17 protein-coding genes are annotated in these 16,378 nt (G+C 71.8%); 11 read left to right on the top strand and 6 right to left on the bottom strand.

Annotated features, from left to right (window positions below; genetic code table 11):
• The first annotated feature begins 110 nt into the window (after nt 1-110).
• The 5 genes from BCD48_RS31555 (at nt 111) to BCD48_RS31535 (ending at nt 4,375) form a co-directional block, all read left to right on the top strand.
• On the top strand, nt 111-848 hold the full coding sequence (locus BCD48_RS31555) for an SDR family NAD(P)-dependent oxidoreductase (protein WP_071052025.1): 738 nt from the start codon (nt 111-113) through the stop codon (nt 846-848).
• Nucleotides 848-1,303, top strand: a complete 456-nt coding sequence (locus tag BCD48_RS31550; protein ID WP_083419489.1) for an antibiotic biosynthesis monooxygenase — start codon at nt 848-850, stop codon at nt 1,301-1,303. Before BCD48_RS31555 ends, BCD48_RS31550 begins: the two co-directional genes overlap by 1 nt.
• The gene (locus BCD48_RS31545) at nt 1,300-1,650 is read left to right on the top strand and encodes an antibiotic biosynthesis monooxygenase family protein (RefSeq protein ID WP_071052024.1); all 351 of its coding nucleotides are present in this window, start codon (nt 1,300-1,302) and stop codon (nt 1,648-1,650) included. The genes BCD48_RS31550 and BCD48_RS31545 overlap by 4 nt, the downstream gene beginning before the upstream one ends.
• Before the next feature lie 220 nt (nt 1,651-1,870).
• Entirely contained in the window at nt 1,871-3,019 is a 1,149-nt protein-coding gene (locus BCD48_RS31540) for a nucleotide disphospho-sugar-binding domain-containing protein (RefSeq protein WP_071052023.1), read from the top strand.
• A gap of 321 nt (nt 3,020-3,340) precedes the next feature.
• The gene (locus BCD48_RS31535; protein WP_071052103.1) at nt 3,341-4,375 is read left to right on the top strand and encodes an SDR family NAD(P)-dependent oxidoreductase; all 1,035 of its coding nucleotides are present in this window, start codon (nt 3,341-3,343) and stop codon (nt 4,373-4,375) included.
• A 231-nt stretch (nt 4,376-4,606) separates the two neighbouring features.
• Here the strand turns inward: BCD48_RS31535 and BCD48_RS31530 are convergent, their stop codons facing one another.
• Nucleotides 4,607-4,990, bottom strand: a complete 384-nt coding sequence (locus BCD48_RS31530; RefSeq protein ID WP_071052022.1) for a VOC family protein — start codon at nt 4,988-4,990, stop codon at nt 4,607-4,609.
• Nucleotides 4,987-6,603, bottom strand: coding sequence for an MDR family MFS transporter (locus BCD48_RS31525; RefSeq protein WP_083419488.1), 1,617 nt, complete (start codon nt 6,601-6,603; stop codon nt 4,987-4,989). Before BCD48_RS31525 ends, BCD48_RS31530 begins: the two co-directional genes overlap by 4 nt.
• Nucleotides 6,604-6,689: 86 nt before the next feature.
• Between BCD48_RS31525 and BCD48_RS31520 the strand changes: the two genes are divergently transcribed.
• Together BCD48_RS31520 and BCD48_RS31515 are read left to right on the top strand one after the other, a co-directional pair.
• Nucleotides 6,690-7,316 carry a TetR/AcrR family transcriptional regulator gene (locus BCD48_RS31520; RefSeq protein WP_083419487.1) on the top strand — a complete coding sequence of 209 codons (627 nt, stop codon included), beginning with the start codon at nt 6,690-6,692 and terminating at the stop codon, nt 7,314-7,316.
• A 511-nt stretch (nt 7,317-7,827) separates the two neighbouring features.
• A complete protein-coding gene (locus BCD48_RS31515) occupies nt 7,828-8,523 on the top strand; it encodes a hypothetical protein (protein ID WP_071052021.1) in 696 nt (231 codons plus the stop codon).
• Between the two features lie 561 nt (nt 8,524-9,084).
• Here the strand turns inward: BCD48_RS31515 and BCD48_RS31510 are convergent.
• Nucleotides 9,085-10,200 carry an endonuclease/exonuclease/phosphatase family protein gene (locus BCD48_RS31510; protein WP_071052020.1) on the bottom strand — a complete coding sequence of 372 codons (1,116 nt, stop codon included), beginning with the start codon at nt 10,198-10,200 and terminating at the stop codon, nt 9,085-9,087.
• A 62-nt stretch (nt 10,201-10,262) separates the two neighbouring features.
• Between BCD48_RS31510 and BCD48_RS55110 the strand changes: the two genes are divergently transcribed.
• Together BCD48_RS55110 and BCD48_RS31505 are read left to right on the top strand one after the other, a co-directional pair.
• Nucleotides 10,263-10,640 (top strand): DNA methyltransferase, encoded by a 378-nt coding sequence (locus tag BCD48_RS55110; RefSeq protein ID WP_116271722.1) that lies wholly within the window; start codon nt 10,263-10,265, stop codon nt 10,638-10,640.
• 255 nt (nt 10,641-10,895) lie between these two features.
• Nucleotides 10,896-11,969 (top strand): serine hydrolase domain-containing protein, encoded by a 1,074-nt coding sequence (locus BCD48_RS31505; RefSeq protein ID WP_071052019.1) that lies wholly within the window; start codon nt 10,896-10,898, stop codon nt 11,967-11,969.
• A gap of 251 nt (nt 11,970-12,220) precedes the next feature.
• Here the strand turns inward: BCD48_RS31505 and BCD48_RS56015 are convergent, their stop codons facing one another.
• The 3 genes from BCD48_RS56015 to BCD48_RS31495 all read right to left on the bottom strand — a co-directional run bounded on the left by BCD48_RS56015 (nt 12,221) and on the right by BCD48_RS31495 (nt 14,428).
• Nucleotides 12,221-12,433, bottom strand: coding sequence for an alpha/beta fold hydrolase (locus BCD48_RS56015; RefSeq protein ID WP_349308062.1), 213 nt, complete (start codon nt 12,431-12,433; stop codon nt 12,221-12,223).
• Nucleotides 12,430-13,035: a TetR family transcriptional regulator gene (locus tag BCD48_RS31500; RefSeq protein WP_071052018.1), complete on the bottom strand. Its 606-nt coding sequence runs from the start codon at nt 13,033-13,035 to the stop codon at nt 12,430-12,432. The genes BCD48_RS56015 and BCD48_RS31500 overlap by 4 nt, the downstream gene beginning before the upstream one ends.
• Nucleotides 13,036-13,453: 418 nt before the next feature.
• Nucleotides 13,454-14,428: an aldo/keto reductase gene (locus BCD48_RS31495; protein WP_071052017.1), complete on the bottom strand. Its 975-nt coding sequence runs from the start codon at nt 14,426-14,428 to the stop codon at nt 13,454-13,456.
• Between the two features lie 286 nt (nt 14,429-14,714).
• Between BCD48_RS31495 and BCD48_RS31490 the strand changes: the two genes are divergently transcribed.
• Nucleotides 14,715-15,371 carry a DedA family protein gene (locus tag BCD48_RS31490; protein ID WP_071052016.1) on the top strand — a complete coding sequence of 219 codons (657 nt, stop codon included), beginning with the start codon at nt 14,715-14,717 and terminating at the stop codon, nt 15,369-15,371.
• A 514-nt stretch (nt 15,372-15,885) separates the two neighbouring features.
• The gene (locus tag BCD48_RS31485; RefSeq protein WP_071052015.1) at nt 15,886-16,359 is read left to right on the top strand and encodes a nuclear transport factor 2 family protein; all 474 of its coding nucleotides are present in this window, start codon (nt 15,886-15,888) and stop codon (nt 16,357-16,359) included.
• The last annotated feature ends 19 nt before the right edge of the window (nt 16,360-16,378 follow it).

Below are 16,378 nucleotides of genomic sequence, written 5' to 3'. Positions count from 1 at the left end.
AAGGGGCCGCCGGGTGTGCGAGGAGCACATTTTCGCGCACCCTTTGGCCAGCTGGAGATCACGATCCCGGAGCACTCTCCATGACTTCAGACCCCGAGACAAGGAGCCCGATGTTCGCCGACCTGGCTGGCAAGCGCGCGCTGGTGACCGGTGGGACCCGTGGCATAGGCCGCGCGGTCGCCCTCGGCTTGGCCCGCGCCGGCGCCCACGTCGTCGTGAGCCACCAGCAGGAGAGTGAGGCCGCGGAGAGCCTGCGCCGCGAGCTGAAGGAGACCAGCGGCAACCACCTGGTGATGATCGCCGACGCGGCCGACCCGGCCGCGATCACCGCGCTGCTCGACGCCACCGGCGCCCACCTGGGCGGGCTGGACATCGTCGTGAACAACGTCGGCACGATCAGCCATGTCCCCTACGACCAGCTGTCCCTCGAGGACTGGAACGCCGTCCTCACCACCAACCTGACCGCCACCCACCTCGTCACCCAGGGCGCGCTGCCGCTGTTGGGCGGCTCGGGCACGGTCGTCAACGTCGGCTCGGGCGCCGGCGTCGTGGGGGTGCCGCTGCGTGCGCACTACACCGCCGCCAAGGCGGGACTGATCGGCCTGACCCGGTCGCTGTCCAAGGAACTCGGCGCCAAGGGCATCCGGGTCAACCTCGTCACCCCCGGCCTGACCGAGACCGACCACGCGAACGGCATGCCCGACGCGGTTCGCGCGGCCTACACCAACCGGATCCCGCTCGGCCGCCTCGGCACCTCCGAGGAGGTCGCCGCGGTCGTGCTGTTCCTGGCCAGCGACGTCTCCAGCTACGTCAACGGCGCCAACTACTCAGTCGACGGAGGTATCTGATGGCCCGTAGCGACTACGACGCCGAGATGACCGAAGGCACCGGCGCCGGGACACCGGCCGCCGACCTGCCCTTCCGGGTCATGCTCACCATGCACGTGCACCCGGGGCGCGAGGAGGAGTTCGAGCAGACCTGGCTGCGCATCGGCGACGGGGTCACCGGCCACCCGGCGAACCTCGGGCAGTGGCTCGTCCGCTCGGCCGACGAGCCGAGCACCTACTACATCGTGAGCGACTGGGTGAACGAGCGGCTGTTCCGCGAGTTCGAGGCCACCCCGGGCCACCTGGAGCACCGGAAGATCCTGCACCCGCTGCGGGCCCGCGGCTCCATGGCCACCGGTGCCCTGCTGGCCTTCCTGCCCGGCGCCGCGAGCGCCGGCCCGGCCGCCGCCCCGGCGATGGCCGCCATCATGACTCCCTCGGCTGAGCCGGCGCGCACCCCGGTGGCCGCGGGATGAAGATACGTGTGATGATCTGGGCCGCCGCGCCGGAAGGCAGGCCGGATGCCGTCGAGGAGACCTACCACCAGATCAGCGAGGCGCTGGTCGGCACCCCGGGCCTGCTGGGCAACCACCTGATGCGCTCGATCCACGACCCGAGCCGTTTCGTCGTGGTCAGCGAGTGGACCAACATGGCCGACTTCGTCGCCTGGGAGCAGGACGCGAGTCACAAGCCCACCACGTCGCCGCTGCGCTCCCTGCACGACCCCGAGCGCCGGCCGGTGATCTACGAGGAGGTCGCCGCCTACGGCGAGACCGGCCCCCTCTACGAGAAGACCGGCCCCCTCAAGGAGACCGCCCCCTGACGCCAGCGCTGGCCCTCCGACCGTTCTCTCCGTTCCGTCCTTCCGCTCTTCCGTCCGATCCGTCCTTCTACGCTGACTTGTCCACGGGTCCCCGCCGACTGGCTGCCGCGTGCTCCGGGCGCCGAGCGCGCCGACGGGCGCCGACGGGCGCCGAGCCGTCCACTGGCCAATCGGTGGGGGAGGCCAGCTGACCACCACCGAGATCAACTAGGGGAACCCGATGCGGGTGCTGTTCACCACCGTTCCGATGCACGGCCACTTCTATCCGATGGTCCCGCTCGCGCACGCCTTCCGCTCCGCCGGGCACGAGGTCCTGGTCGCCACGCCGGCGAGCCTCGTCGACGCGGTCACCTCCGCCGGTCTCCCCGTCGCCGTCACCGGGCCACCGCTCGGCCTCACCGAGATCATGATGGTGGACCGCGAGGGCCGCCCCGTGCCGCCGCCCGCGACCCCGGACGAGCTGATGGTCTCCGGCGGCAAGGCGTGGGGCCGGCTCGCGGCCCGCACCCTGCCGGCGACCGAGGCGCTCATCGACGGCTGGCGTCCCGACCTGGTCGTCGCCGAGCCGAGCGAGATCGCCGGCCCGCTGGTCGCCGCCCTGCGCGGCATCCCCTGGGTGCGCCACAACTGGGGTATCACCTCGCTGCCGCGCAGCCTGCCGTTCACCGCGCAGGAGCTGGCCGGCGAGCTCGCCGAGCTCGGCCTCGACGGCCTGCCGGAACCGGACGCGGTGGTGAAGGTCGTCCCGGCGAGCATCGCCGGCGAGGAGGACCCCGACGGCCTGCCCGCCCGCTACGTGCCGTACAACGGACCGGGCGTGCTGCCCGACTGGGCGCTGGCCAAGCGGAGCGGGCCGCGCATCCTGCTCACCTTCGGCAGCCTGGTGCCGCACATGCGGTTCCGCGACTTCGTCGCCGTGCTCGGCGAGCTCGCCGCCGGGCTGCCCGCACTCGGCGCGGAGGTCGTCGTCGGGGTGGAACCCGCGTTCGCCGAACGGCTCGGCACGCTGCCGGACGGAGTGGTCGACGTCGGCTGGCAGCCGCTGTCGCTCGTGCTGCCCGCCTGCGACCTGCTCATCCACCACGGCGGGTCGGGTTCGCTGCTGACCGCGCTGGCCCACGGTGTGCCGCAGCTCGCGCTGCCGCAGAGCTCCGACCAGTTCATCAACTCGTTCACCCTGGCCGGGATCGGCGCCGGCCGGATGCTGATGCCCGACCGGCTGGGCGTCGAGTCCGTGCTCGCCGAGGCTCGCGAGCTGCTTGACGACGCCGGCTACGCCGAGAAGTCGAAGGGCGTGGCCGAGCAGATCGCCGAGATGCCCACCCCGACGCAGGTCGCGGCGACCCTGGCCGAGCTCGCCACCGGTTGACTCTGAGCCAGTTCCCACGCCGACAGGTCCCCTGGACGTGATCTCCTAGGTTCCACGCCGTTCCAGGCCGGGGCGGAAACGCCCCGCCTGGCCGCTTCCGTCGGGCTCCCGCCGGCTCCCGCCGGCTCCGTCGGGCCGCTGGCCTCCGGCCACGAGAGCATCGCTCTCATTAAATGAATAGTGCCTACCAGGCTATGAGAGCGAGTTGCGCCGAGCTGGTGGGCGCGTCTAGGGTCGTCGCCCGGGCGGGGGATCCCGCCGCGGGCCTGTCCCGTGCCGGCCCCGCCCGTCGGAGCGCACACGAGACGGATGGGATCGGCGATGACGGGAACGAGGATTGTGACCCCCTTCGGCGCGAGGTCGACCGCGGCCGAGGTGGCGGCCGGGGTCGATCTCGCCGGCCGGCACGCCGTCGTCACGGGTGCCTCCTCCGGCATCGGCACCGAGACCGCGCGCGTGCTCGCCGGCGCGGGCGCCGCCGTCACCCTCGCGGTGCGCGACACCGCGGCGGGGGAGCGCATCGCCGCCGACATCGTCGCGGCCACCGGGAACAAGGACGTCGCCGTCGCCCCGCTCGACCTGACCGAGCAGGCGTCCGTGCGCGCGTTCGTCGCCGCCTGGGACGGCCCGCTGCACATCCTGGTCAACAACGCCGGGATCATGGCCTCGCCGCTCGTGCGCACCGCGGAGGGCTGGGAGCGGCAGTTCGCCACCAACCACCTGGGCCACTTCACGCTCACCACCGGCCTGCGCGGCGCGCTCGCGGCGGCCGGCGGCGCCCGGGTCGTGGCCGTGAGCTCCGCCGCGCACCTGCGCTCGCCGGTGCTCTTCGACGACATCCACTTCACGGCCAGCGAGTACAACCCCTGGGTCGCCTACGGCCAGTCGAAGACGGCGAACGTGCTGTTCGCCGTCGAGGCGAACCGTCGCTGGGCCGACGACGGCATCACCGCCAACGCCGTGCACCCCGGCACCATCGCCACCAACCTCGGCCGCTACCTCTCCCGGGAGGAGCTGAAGCGGATCAGTATCGGCTCGGCCGCCGCCGTGGCCGCCAAGGAAGCTCAGGAGTCCGGCGGCTCCACCGCCGCGGATCCCGCCGGTGCCGGTGGCGCGGGTGGCGGCGACGCTGTGCGTAAGCCGGGAGCTCCCAAGAGCGTCGCGCAGGGCGCGGCGACCTCCGTCCTGGTCGCCTCCTCCCCGCTGCTCGAGGGTGTCGGCGGCCGGTACTTCGAGGACTGCGACGAGGCCACGGTCGCCGGTCCCGGCGACCGCTTCGGCGTCGCCCCCCACGCCCTCGACCCGGAGGCCGCCGCCCGCCTCTGGGACGCCTCGGTCGCGATGGTCGGCTCCTGACCGGTTCTCGCGGCCCCGCGGCCCGGGCCACGGGATCTCATCCTGCGCCGTGGAAGCCTCGGCGTCCGGTTGGGTGCTGGGCCAGGCCGACGGCCCATTCCTGGAGCCGCTGGCCGTGTCGACCGGGACCGGTGGAGACGTACGACGGGTCGCCTGGAACCAGTCCGACGACGAGGGACGGGGCCCGCGAAGATCGCGGACCCCGTCCGGGTGACCGGTTCGCCGTTCGGCTCACGCGGCCGGGCCGCCGTAGGGGACGGTGATGATCTCCAGGATGTGCCGGTCGGGGCTTTCCCAGTAGACGCCGCGGCCGCCGTCGTGGTGGTTGATCTCGCCGGGGCGGGTGCGCATCGGGTCGGCCCACCAGGTCAGGCCGCGGTCGCGGACGCGGCCGAAGATCTCGTCGAACTCCCGGTCGCCCACGAGGAAGGCGTAGTGCTGCGGGTGGACCTCGCCGGTGGCCTGGCCGACGTCCAGGCTGACGCCGGCGACCTGTACGACGCGGAACGGCCCGTAGATCGGCGCGTCCGGCAGGCCGAGGATCTCGGTGAGGAAGGTGGCGGTGGCGTCCCGGTCGGACGACCAGACGATCGTGTGGTTGAGTTCGATGCTCACTTCCGCGCTCCCTTCGGCCTCGCCGCGGGGGCCTTCAGCCCCAGGGCCGGGACCAGGGCGACGGCGGCCAGCACGGCTGGCCACCAGAACGTGACGCTGAACGCATGGGCGCGGTCGGCTGTTCCCGACAGCTGGTGCTGCAGGACGACGGCGAACACGGCGGTGGCGACGACGCCGCCGGTCCGCTGGAGGATGCTCAGCAGGGTGGTCGCGCGGGCGATCGCGGCCCGGTCGAGCGTGGCGTACGCGGCCGCGCTCGTCGGGGCGAACAGGCAGCCGGCGCCGAGGCCGAGTATGACCTGCGCGGGCAGCAGGACCAGGTCGTTCCCCGCGCTCCCGGCCAGGGCGTAGCCGACGAATCCGAGCGTCAGCAGCGTGGTCCCGGCGAGGACCACGAGACGGCCGCGGCCCCGGTCGACCAGGCGGCCGGTGAGCGCCTGCGACACGGCCGCGCCCACGCCCTGCGGAGCGAGCAGCAGGCCGGTCTCCAGCGCCGAGGCGCCGCGGACCTGCAGGTAGTACAGCGGCAGCAGGAACATCGCGCCGGTCAGCGCGCCGACGCTGACGACCTGGACCAGGGCGGCGAGAGTGAAGCCGCGGGCGGTGAAGTGGCGCAGGTCCAGTAGCGGCGCCGCGACGCGAGGCGCGCGGACCGCGAACGCCACCAGCAGGGCGACGCCGGCGCCGATCCAGGCCAGCGCGGCGGCGCCGATCCCGTCCGTGTCGCCGGCGATCGAGGTGACACCGTAGACCAGCGCGACCAGTCCTGGGGAGAGCAGGCCGAGGCCGACGGCGTCCAGGCGCTGGGCGCGGCTGCCCGGCTGCGGCTCAAGCGCGCGGGCGGACCACAGCAGGCAGGCGACGCCGATCGGCAGGTTCAGGAAGAAGATCCACCGCCAGTCGGCGGCCGAGACGAGCACACCGCCGACGACCGGGCCCAGGATCGGCCCGAGCATCATCGGGATGCCCACGACCGCCATCGCCCGGCCCATCCGCTCGTGCCCCACGGCCCTGGCGACCATCGTCATCCCGACGGGGAACACCATCCCGCCGCCGACGCCCTGCAGCACCCGGAACGCGATCAGGCTGGGCGCCGACCAGGCGAGGCCGCATGCCAGCGAGCCGGCGGTGAACGTCCCGACGGCGACCAGCCAGACCGGCTTCGCGCCGAACCGGTCGACCGCCCAGCCTGTGACCGGGATGACCGCGGCGAGCGCCAGCAGGTAGCCGGTCATCACCCACTGGACGGTGGTCAGCCCGACGGCGAAGTCGCCCGCCAGCCGGTCGAGGGCGACGCTGACGATCGTCGCGTCCAGAACCGTGGTGATGGCGCCGAGCACGACGAGCGCGACGACGGTGCGCGCGCCTCGGTCCAGCGGCGCGGGCCGCTCCCGCCGCCGAGCCTTCGTCGTCAGGTCGATGGCCGGGTCGGCGGCCGGGTCGGTCGTCGCGCCCCGCGCGGTGGGGGCCGTCAGCTCGGCGGTGGCCTTTCCCCCGTTCGCGGCCGCGGCCGCGGGAGCGGGAGCGGGGGTTGTCGAGTCGGGAGGGGCCGGAGCCGTCGCGTCGTGCGCGGGCCGTGGCCCGGCCGGACGGGACGTGATCTTTGTCAGCATGGTGTCAGTGTCTCCTTGGTGTCGAACTAACTTTATCGTGACTCTAAATTTTGTGCGACGCCAAAGCAAGGGGGTAGGGTGATCCCATGACCGAGGTGGGCCTCCGCGAGCGCCAGAAGCTGGCGAGGCGGCAGCGGATCGTCGAGGCCGCGGTGGCGCTGTTCGCCGAGCGGGGCTTCGAGGCGGTGCCCGTCACCGAGATCGCGCAGCGGGCCGAGGTGTCGCCGGCGACGGTCTTCAACTACTTCCCGACCAAGGAAGACCTGATCTACGACGGCATGGCGGCCTTCCACGCCGCTCTGCTGGGGGCGGTCCGCGACCGCCGCCCGGGGGTCTCCGTGCCGGCGGCGTTCCGGGAGTTCCTGCTCCAGCCGCGCGGCCTGCTCGTCGCCCCCGACCCGGGCGCGCGAGAGCAACTGGCCGTCGTGGCCCGGGTGATCCGCGAGAGTCCTGCGCTGCAGGCGCGGGAGCGCCAGGAGGCGGAGCGGTCCACCGCCGCCCTCGCCGAACTCGTCGCGGCCGAACTCGTCGTGGGGCCTCTCGACCTGCGCCCCTGGGTGCTCGCGACCGCGCTGGTCGGCGTCAGCCGCGCCATGTCGCGCGCCGTCCAGCAGGCCGCGATCGACGGCCGGCTAGGCCCGGAGTTCACCGCCGAGCTGATGACCGCCGGCACCGACGCCCTCATCATGATCGAGCAGGGCTGCACCGCCTGACCGCGTAGCGCTGTTCGATGGTGCCAACAGCGCCCGAACTCGCACTCCGCCTGAATGCGCTCCAACGGCAGGACACCACCGCCCGCTGGCACTTCCCAGCCGACAAACCCGACTGACGGGGCCGACGGCTGGCCCTCGCGGGAAGACGCTCCCGGGGCGTGGAGCCGCCGCGGCCAGGTGAGTTGGAGCGGAGCGGCGGCCGTTGCTGAGATCGTCGCCTCGCACATCGCGCGTAATGCGACATCCGTGATGTCCTCCCGGCCTGGCATCTGGCATCCGGGGGTGTGGCCGTCGGGCCGGTGTCGTGTCGATGTGGGCTTTGGCCAGCTCTCGGCGTCGATCGCTGCCCGCCCGGGCCATCCTGGGTCCGAGTCACCTTTAGCGCATACATCGTTACTTGGCGCGAGATCGATCGGCGCGGCCTGGAGGTTGGCGTACACAGCGCACGCGACGTGTGCCCAGGCCGTCCCCGCCGGCGCGCGGCACGCCAGACACGTCCCTGGTCCCGGGCATGACCAGCAGCAGACTGAACGTGGCGGAGGCCACGGTGGACGACTCCCCATTGCTGTCACCCGACGAGGACCGTCTCGTCCGAGGCAGATTCGACGCGGCCGTCCGGGGCCTCGACCCGGCACGCCTTTCCGTCCTGTCCTGGTACCTCGCCGAGCGGCTCCTGCGATTGACGGATCCGGTGGCGGTCGAGCGGCGCGGACCCCGCGTGCGTCGGACACCCCGGCGCAGGCAGCACCGCGCCCCCGGCGATCGGGAGGGGACCTGGGCCYGGTGGGGCTTGGCCGCCCTCACGTTCCTGTTCGCCGGCCTGCTGCTGCTGGCCTCGACCCTGCTACCCCCGACTGACCGCTGCCCACTCGTGATTGTCGGCGCCAGTGCGCTGGCGGCCGTCCTGCTCTTCTTCTGGATCGGGTGGCTGCGCGTCGACGACGGTCTGGTCACCGCCGTCCTGCTGGCGCCCTACGTGCTGGCGCGCGAAATCCTCGCCGCGGTCCAGCAACCGGTGGACATCATCGCCCGCGCCGTCGACGACGCCCAGGGCCTTGTCCGCTGGGTGAGGCGATGGTTGGACGACGAACGCCTGCGCGCCCGGGCACGGCGCACCGCGCGCCGCCTGGGCGCACGGCAACTGCGGGTCCTGGTTGCACGTCTCGACGACCACCTGGCCGCATGCGCCGACGGCGCTGACCACTGAGGAGAGGGCCGGTTCCCTTGCGCCGACGTCCTACGCGGTTGCGCAGCCAGCTCGCGTTGTCGGCGGGCCGCCGGGGCCGCGCGCGGAACTTGGCCTGGACGACCGTGTATCCCGACCACTGCGTCCCGTCAGGCAGCGTCAGGCGCTGCCCGGTCGTCGCCTCCCGGCCCCCATCCCGACCCGCGCCGTGGATCCGGATGCCGGGCAGCAACCGGGCAGCCAGCGCCTGCGCCATGTGCTCGAATTCGGCCGCGCCCAGCCGAGTGAGATCATAGTCAGCCACGAACCCAGTCTCACCAGGCATCATTACAATGCGTACAGATATTGAGCGAACCGTAGCTGGCGGTAAGGTTACCGAGAGTGAACTTGGTGTGCATTGCCAGGGCTCTTGATCCTGGCGGTAGGCCGGGTTCGGAAGGCACTCACAAGGTGGCGGGTCGACGCCGCCCGCTGTCGGTCGCTCCGCGCAGTGAGAGCGCCTGGAGTCGACGAGACCCGGGGACGGCCTGCAAGGTGGACCGCTTCAGAACGTCGGCCACGGTTGGCGGCCACGGCGGCGGGTCAGCTGGAAAGATCGATGTCTGCGTAGACGGCGGCGTGGTCGGAGCCGGCGTGCACCTCTTTGGTCATCGTGTCGTAAATCGGCCAGAGCGTGCCCCGCCGACCGCCCCATACGCCTTTGCGGAAGATGCCGCCGCCGGTCGCCCTCGCGTACAAGGTCGGGGAAAGCAGGACATAGTCAATCTTGTTCCGGGCGGTGCAGTAGCCGTAGGTGCCGGGTCTGCCGCCGTCGTCGAAGGCGGGATGCGAGGAGATGTCGCGCAGGTCGGTGTTCCGCAGCAGCGGCGCCAGCGAGTCGCTGTCCGGTGTGTCGTTGAGGTCCCCGACCACCGCCACGTCGGGTAAGCCGTCGGCGACCAGGTCGCGGTAGATCTCCGCGATCCGCTGGGCCTGCCGGCGGCGGAGGGCGTCGGAGGCGACCTTGCCGCCGTACCCCTTGCTCTTGAGGTGGTTGACCAGCACTGCCAGCCGCTGCCCGGCCGGCGCGCGGAAATGATACTCCGGACAGTCCCGACTGAAGATCCGCCCCGCCGGGTCAACGTCGTCGACATGACTGTGCTGCCCTACTAATGGATACTCCGCGGTAGCCAAAATCCCGACGTTGATGCCCCGCTCGTCATTGCCGTCGACCACCATCACCTGCGGATACCTGGGCCGGCCGGCAACAAGCAGGCTCGCGTCCGTGAACCGTTTGAGCGCGATCCGGTTCTCTGCTTCGATCACGCCGAGGATGTCAGCGGCCACGTCGTGAATCACCCGGGAAGTGTTCAGCATCGCCTGCTCGTCGACCCGGTCGGTGGTCAACTCGACCCAGCCGATCCAGTCACCGCGGCCGCCGGCGACAATCGTGACCCGGCCGTCGCGCGACCGCTTCAGCAGCCGGCCACGATTCTGTCGCAGCCGAGCAAACCGCGCGCTGTCACTACCGGACAGACCGAGCCGACGCAGCAACCGCAAAATGCCGGCCTTGATCTCGGCCGTGTACTCCGGCTCCTCCAACAGCTTGCAGATCTGCTCGTACGCCTCCAACGCCGGCCGACCGGCCGACCAGGATGGCTGCTCCAGTACCCTGGCCCGATTGAACAGGTTCTCGACGTTGTAGCTCGCGATCCGCACTCAACCTCCCTCGGGCTGCCTACGGCAGCGCGCCGACCGGATCAGCGCAACGGACGGACATCATGGCCGGTTCGTGCCCATTACACCGCCCGCTCCGAGATGGCGCGGCGGTGCGTTGCCCGCCTTGCCCACCCTGGGTACGACGTGATCATCGTCGGTCACGGAAGGACGCCCGCGCGATCGCGGCGGGTCGTCCGCCCGGCGGCGTGGTCCTTGACCCGCTCGCTGGCACTTCCACGACGCGCCTCGCTGCCAGCCGCGTCGGCCGGACCTACATCGGCATTGCCCCAGGCTCCTCCAGCTACCAGCCGTATCTGACGCATTCCGGCGGGAGTCGCCCGAAGAGACGGGCTGGGGGTGAAGCTGACGGTCAACGCGTCCCAGTGCTGGGACGCAAGGCGGGCGGAGAAGCGGTCCGAGCATCCCGGTATCAGCGTTGACCTCTGGGATGCGACCGCGCTGACCGACATGTTGATCAAGGGGTTGATGGAAGACGTCCGTAGACATTTCCATCTCGGTGTGCCGCGCCGCGGGGATGATTTTCAGGTTTCCTACCGTCGGCGTTGGGCGGGAGAACAACATAGGGGCGTCAGCGTCCGTCGCACCATGTGCCCGGCAAGGCGCTGACGGCCCATGGTGGTGGCGGTTCGCTCTATACTGCCGGGATGTCGAGACGCTCCTCGCCGAGCGGGGCGATGCGACCTCGAGCCGAACGCGGCAGCGCCATCCCCGCGTCTCTGGACGACGTCATCAGCCTGGTCCGGGCTCGTGGCGCGGCGGCGCAGCTGTGCGTCATCAGGAACGGGCGGGTGATCCTCGACCAGTCGTTCGGCTGCCGGCCGGACGCGTTGTTCTTGCTGTTCTCCGCTGGGAAGCCGTTCACGGCCATGCTGGTGCACCTGCTTGCCGACCGTGGCCTGGTCAATCTGGACGACCCGGTCGCGCAGTACTGGCCGGAATTCGGCCACAACGGCAAGCAGGCGATCACGGTAAGGCATGTGCTGCAGCACCGCTCCGGCATACCGGTGGCACGCAACCTGGTGGCCGACGCCCTGTCGGCCACCAGCTGGCACCGCTCGGTGCGGGCGGTCGAACGCGCCCGGCCTGCCTTCCCACCCGGACAGGTTCCCGCCTACCACATCCTCAGTTACGGATTCATCCTCGGCGAGCTCGTGCAACGGGTCACCGGAGCAGAGTTGCGCTCCGTGCTACGCACGGAACTGCTTGACCCGTACGGGTTGGCTGACACCCATCTTGGGCTGCCCGCCCCGCTGTGGCAGCGGCACGTCCCCGTGCGCGCGGCCGGCCCCGGCGGAAGGCAGCTCCTGTTCAACCGTCGCCACGTCCGGCAGGCGGTCATCCCTGCCGCCACGATCTCCAGCACTGCCCGGGACCTCGCCCGCTTCTACCAGATGCTCATCCGCGGCGGCGAACTCGACGGCGTCCGCGTGCTCACCCCCGCCGCTATCGCGACCGCTCGCCAGCCTTCCTCCGATGGCCAGATCGACCAGTTCCTGCACAGGCCGATCCGCTGGTCGCAGGGTCTCCAGCTCGGCGGCCCAGCGCCCGGCGCGGCCCGCCCGCAGCCGATGGGCTCACGCAGCAACCCGGACACCTTCGGCCACAACGGCTCCAACTGCTGCATCGGCTGGGCCGACCCCGCCCGCGACCTCGTGTTCGCCTACCTGACCAACCAACTCACCGCCAGCATCGAAGGCTCACCCCATCAAAGCCAGGTAAGCGACGCCCTGCTCGCAGCCTGCCCGTGACAACCAACTACCAGCCGGACCGAGGCACAGTTGGGCTGACAGGTTCCGCCGGAGGGACGCACCTGGTCAACGTCACGGATGGTAGTGGGACCGAGGTCGCCGGAAGCGCCCGAACAGGCCGCTGAGCGCAGCTTCAGGGCGGTCGTTCCGAACGATCTGGCGGAGAAGAGGTCCGTCGAGTTGCCAGCCGACCAGTACATCGCGACATAGTCGCGATGTACTGGTCGGACCTGGAGCAGGTCCGCGGGTGGTTACTCTCCGATGGAGGCAACCGCGGCCAAGATCGCGTCGATAGCGACCTGTGGATGCGACACCATCGAGACGTGCGAGCCGGCCACTTCGGTGATCGTGGCGCCTGCGCGCTCGGCCATCGTGCGCTGCGTACCCGGCGGGATGACCCGATCCTCTGTTCCCACGACCGCCCAACTTGGCCGCGTCTTCCACGCCGGGGCGGCGGTGGTCAGTGCAGGTCAGGGAGGGTGGCGAGGGCGTCCAGGAGGGTCACGGACAGGGAGTCGGTACCGCCGTGGGCGACCCAGCGCTCGAAGGCGTAGCTGACGACGCCAGACAGGGCGCCGGCGTAGGCACCGGCGCGGGGGTCGTCGGCCCCGACGCCGAGGCGCGCGGTGACCGCCGCCTGGAACGCCGCCGCGGTGCTGACGGCGCCGCGGGCGAGCGCCAGCATCACGGTCTCCGGCGAGCGGTGCACCGCGAGGCCCCAGGAGAGCAGCAGCTCACGGTCCCCCTCGTGTTCGTGGTTCGTCTCCCGGACGGCGGCCGAGAACGCCTCGACCAGGGACTCGTGCGGCGGGCGGGCGCGGACCCGGGCGCACAGCAGTTCGATCAGGCTGCGCGGGAGCGAGGCGAGCACCTCGTCGCGGCTCGCGAAGTACCGGAAGAACGTGCGCATCGAGATCCCGGCGGCCGCGGCGATCCGCTCGACCGTCACGTCCTGCGGCGCCTCGTTCGCGAAGAGCGTCAGCGCGGTGCGTTCCAGCTGCCGGGCGACGCGCTCGCGACGAAGCTCCCATCCGTTCGGACGGTGCTCGATGGTCTCGGCGCTCATGGCACTGCATAATGCCGCACCGGACCCCGACGCTTCCGCCCAAAAAGGCCAGTACCCGGCCCCGGCGGCGGCCTTCGCGTCCGCAGCCGTCGCGCCAGCGGCCGCCACGCTCGCGGCCGCCGGGCAGCGGGCCGCGGCGGCCACGCGTCGGCGCGCGCGCGTGCGCGCTCCGCTCACGGTTCCGCGCGTGCGCGCTCCGCTCAGGGTTCCGTTGGTTCCGGCTCGGTCGAGAAGCGCCCTGCCCCATGACGCGTGTCATCTGACTGACCCGTGGCCGGTCGGCCCCACCTGAACGGCGCACCGGGCACCTGGCGTACCAGCGCCGGGCGCCCGGCCTGGCGCCCCCTGGCGACCGATCCGAGCGGGAAGCCCGCCCGCTGGTCTCGCGCCGGCACCGGCACCGGCATTCGCGCAAGGGCTACCAGCGGTGGTGGACGAGGGCGCGGATGCGGCGGTCGTAGAGGTCACGGATGGAGGCGGCCGTAGCGGTGCCGAGCGGCGGGGCGGCGGCGGCCGCGACGTTGTCCGTGACCTGCGCCCGGTTGCGGGCGCCGGGGATGACGGTGGTGACGCCCGGCTGGTCGATCACCCAGCGCAGCGCCAGGCGGGCCGGGTGGTCGGACAGCGCCGCGAACTCACGCGCCGCCTCGACGCCGGCCTTGTAGTCCACGCCGGCGAACGTCTCGCCGACGTCGAACGCCTCGCCGTGCCGGTTGAAGGCGCGGTGGTCGGACGGGTCGAAGACGGTGTTCTCGTCGTAACGCCCGGACAGCAGGCCGGAGGCGAGCGGGACGCGGGCGAGCACGCCGACGCCCGCGGCGAGCGCCGCGGGCAGGAACGCCTCCAGCGGCTTCTGCCGGAAGGCGTTGAGGATGATCTGGACGCTGGCCACACCCGGCCGGCGCAGCGCGGCGAGCCCCTCCTCGACCGTCTCGACGCTGACGCCGTAGTTCGCGATGCGCCCTTCGTCGACCATCGTGTCGAGCGCGTCGTACACCTCGGCCCCGATGATCACCGAGGTCGGCGGGCAGTGCAGCTGGACCAGGTCGAGCCGGTCGACGCCGAGGTTGCGCCGGGACCGGTCGTTCCACTCGCGGAAGTTCGCGAGCACGTAGTTCTCCGGCACCTGCGCGACCCGGCGGCCCATCTTCGTGGCCACCGTGACCCCCGAGCCGGGATGCTCCCGCAGGAACCGGCCGATGAGCTGTTCGCTGCGCCCGTCGCCGTAGACGTCAGCGGTGTCGAACAGGGTGACGCCGGCCTCGGTCGCCGCCGCCAGCACGTCGATCGCCGCGGCCTCGTCGACGTTGCCCCAGTCGGCTCCCAGCTGCCAGGTGCCCAGCCCGACGACCGACACCGGCCGCCCTGTCCGTCCCAGAACTCGTCGCTCCATGCGGCGATCCTAGGATCCGGCGGCGGCGGCTTCGAGGCGCCGGCCCGGCGGGTGCCCGGTGCCCGGTGCCCGGGGCCCGGCGGCGTCCCGGGCTCGCCGCCGCCGCCCTGTCCACCCGGTTTCTCGTTTGTTGTTTCGAGACCCGTACGCTGACCCCGTTCGCGGTCCGCTGCCCGCTCGTCGGCGAGGCCTGCCTCGGCCCCGTGGGCTCCGGCCCGTGCTGCCCCGGCCCGCGGGCGGCGACGCCAGTTCTCGACCACTGCTCTGCGGAGAGGCCAAAACGCCGGTGCAACACTTCATCGCCAGCCACGGGGTCCTCGCGGTGTTCCTGCTGATGGCCCTCGAGTCCGCCTGCATCCCGATCCCCTCCGAGGTGATCATGCTGATGGGCGGCGCGCTGGCGGCCGGGGCGATCGAGGGCTCGCACCCCAGCCTGGTGCTGGTCATCGTCGCGGGCGTCGTCGGCAACGTCGTCGGCAGCTACGTCGCCTGGGGGGTCGGCCGCTACGGTGGCCCGGCCGTGATCCGCCGCTTCGGCCGTTACGTCTTCCTGCGTGAGCACGACCTGGACAAGGCCGAGCGGTGGTTCGAGCGGCGCGGCGCGGTCTCGGTACTGGTCGGCCGCCTGCTGCCGGTCATCCGCACCTTCATCTCCCTGCCGGCCGGCATCGCGGCGATGCCCCCGCTTCGCTTCGGCGTCTACACGACCCTGGGCTGCATCCCGTGGACCGCCGTTCTCGGCATCGCCGGCTACGCCGTCGGCGACCACTGGGAGAAGATCGCCAACGCCTTCCACGGCCCGTCCTACATCATCGCCGGGATAGTCGCGGTCATCCTGATCGTCCTCGCCGCCCGCCACGTCAAGCGCCGCCGCGCGTCCACCGCCGCCGAGCCCGTGGCCGCCGACACCACCGACGCGCCCATCTCGGACCGGATGGCATAAGCCGGATGGCATAGGAAGTTCGGGCGGCTTCGCGCGGCCGCCTCGTTGGCCTCGCGGAGGCCCGACACACCTGCCCGGCCGGTGACCTTCGGTGCTCCGGAGGCGCCGAGATGTGTTCATCGCCGGGCCAACGATGTATAAAGATGTATAAAATAGACAAAGTCGAGACAGGCGGCTGGGGCGCAAACCGGCCCGGCGCGCCCCGCATGCCGCGACCGCATGCGCCGCGTCGGCTGGGATGTTAGCTTCTGAAAACTGACGGGCCGTCAGGTCTGGTCGGGGTCGTCCGTTGAACGCCCATGTCGCGGCGCGCGCAGCCTGCGTCAGGACCGTGAGCTGGGGCCGTGCCGGTCGCGAGGCCGGAGGCCCACATCAGGTTGTCCGGTCGAGGGCCGTGCGACGACGGCTGTGCGGCGCGCGGCCGGAAGCCCTCATCGAGCCGGAGGCCAAAGGCGGCGTGATGACGGCGAGCCTCACGCGGCCGGAGGCCGGCATTGAGCCATAGGGAGACGGAATGGGCGACTCGGCGGCGGGTGTCGTGACGGCGGCTCCTCGGGAGGTCGCGGCGGCGTTCTGGGATGCGTTGTACGCGCGGGACTGGCCGCGTATCCAGAGCTTTTTCGGGCCCGAGTCGATCTACTACGACGTGCCGACGACGCCCGCGGCGGCGGCGCGCGGTCCGGAGAGCATCGCGGCCCGGCTCAGGCTGGCACTGGCCGGGCTGTCCGAGTACAGCCATGGCGACTCCCGGGTCGTGGCCGAGGGGGACCTCGTCGTCACCGAGCACGAGGAGCACTGGGGCTGGCCGACCGGCGAGAAGGTCACCCTGCCGTTCGTGTCCATCCAGCGGGTCGTCGACGGCCTGATCGTCCTCTGGCGTGACTACTGGGACCTGAACACGCTGATGGCGGCGGCACCGCCCGGCTGGCAGGAGAGCATGGCCGCCGGCGACCTGTCCTGGGTCTTCGACGCCACCGGCCTGGCCTGACCACTCCCACCTGCCTGGC

Source organism: Pseudofrankia coriaricola (genome assembly GCF_001854805.1).
GTDB lineage: Bacteria > Actinomycetota > Actinomycetes > Frankiales > Frankiaceae > Pseudofrankia.
Note: the sequence above shows the minus strand (reverse complement) of the source record. Positions and strands in the feature narration are given on the sequence as shown.

What these genes read in the sequence shown, in the direction of transcription:
- BCD48_RS31555 (WP_071052025.1), top strand. Translation starts at nt 111, where the DNA reads ATGTTCGCCGACCTGGCTGGCAAGCGCGCGCTGGTGACCGGTGGGACC.
- BCD48_RS31550 (WP_083419489.1), top strand. Translation starts at nt 848, where the DNA reads ATGGCCCGTAGCGACTACGACGCCGAGATGACCGAAGGCACCGGCGCC.
- BCD48_RS31545 (WP_071052024.1), top strand. Translation starts at nt 1,300, where the DNA reads ATGAAGATACGTGTGATGATCTGGGCCGCCGCGCCGGAAGGCAGGCCG.
- BCD48_RS31540 (WP_071052023.1), top strand. Translation starts at nt 1,871, where the DNA reads ATGCGGGTGCTGTTCACCACCGTTCCGATGCACGGCCACTTCTATCCG.
- BCD48_RS31535 (WP_071052103.1), top strand. Translation starts at nt 3,341, where the DNA reads ATGACGGGAACGAGGATTGTGACCCCCTTCGGCGCGAGGTCGACCGCG.
- BCD48_RS31525 (WP_083419488.1), bottom strand. Translation starts at nt 6,603, where the DNA reads ATGCTGACAAAGATCACGTCCCGTCCGGCCGGGCCACGGCCCGCGCAC.
- BCD48_RS31520 (WP_083419487.1), top strand. Translation starts at nt 6,690, where the DNA reads ATGACCGAGGTGGGCCTCCGCGAGCGCCAGAAGCTGGCGAGGCGGCAG.
- BCD48_RS55110 (WP_116271722.1), top strand. Translation starts at nt 10,263, where the DNA reads ATGGCCGGTTCGTGCCCATTACACCGCCCGCTCCGAGATGGCGCGGCG.
- BCD48_RS31505 (WP_071052019.1), top strand. Translation starts at nt 10,896, where the DNA reads ATGCGACCTCGAGCCGAACGCGGCAGCGCCATCCCCGCGTCTCTGGAC.
- BCD48_RS31500 (WP_071052018.1), bottom strand. Translation starts at nt 13,035, where the DNA reads ATGAGCGCCGAGACCATCGAGCACCGTCCGAACGGATGGGAGCTTCGT.
- BCD48_RS31495 (WP_071052017.1), bottom strand. Translation starts at nt 14,428, where the DNA reads ATGGAGCGACGAGTTCTGGGACGGACAGGGCGGCCGGTGTCGGTCGTC.
- BCD48_RS31485 (WP_071052015.1), top strand. Translation starts at nt 15,886, where the DNA reads ATGGGCGACTCGGCGGCGGGTGTCGTGACGGCGGCTCCTCGGGAGGTC.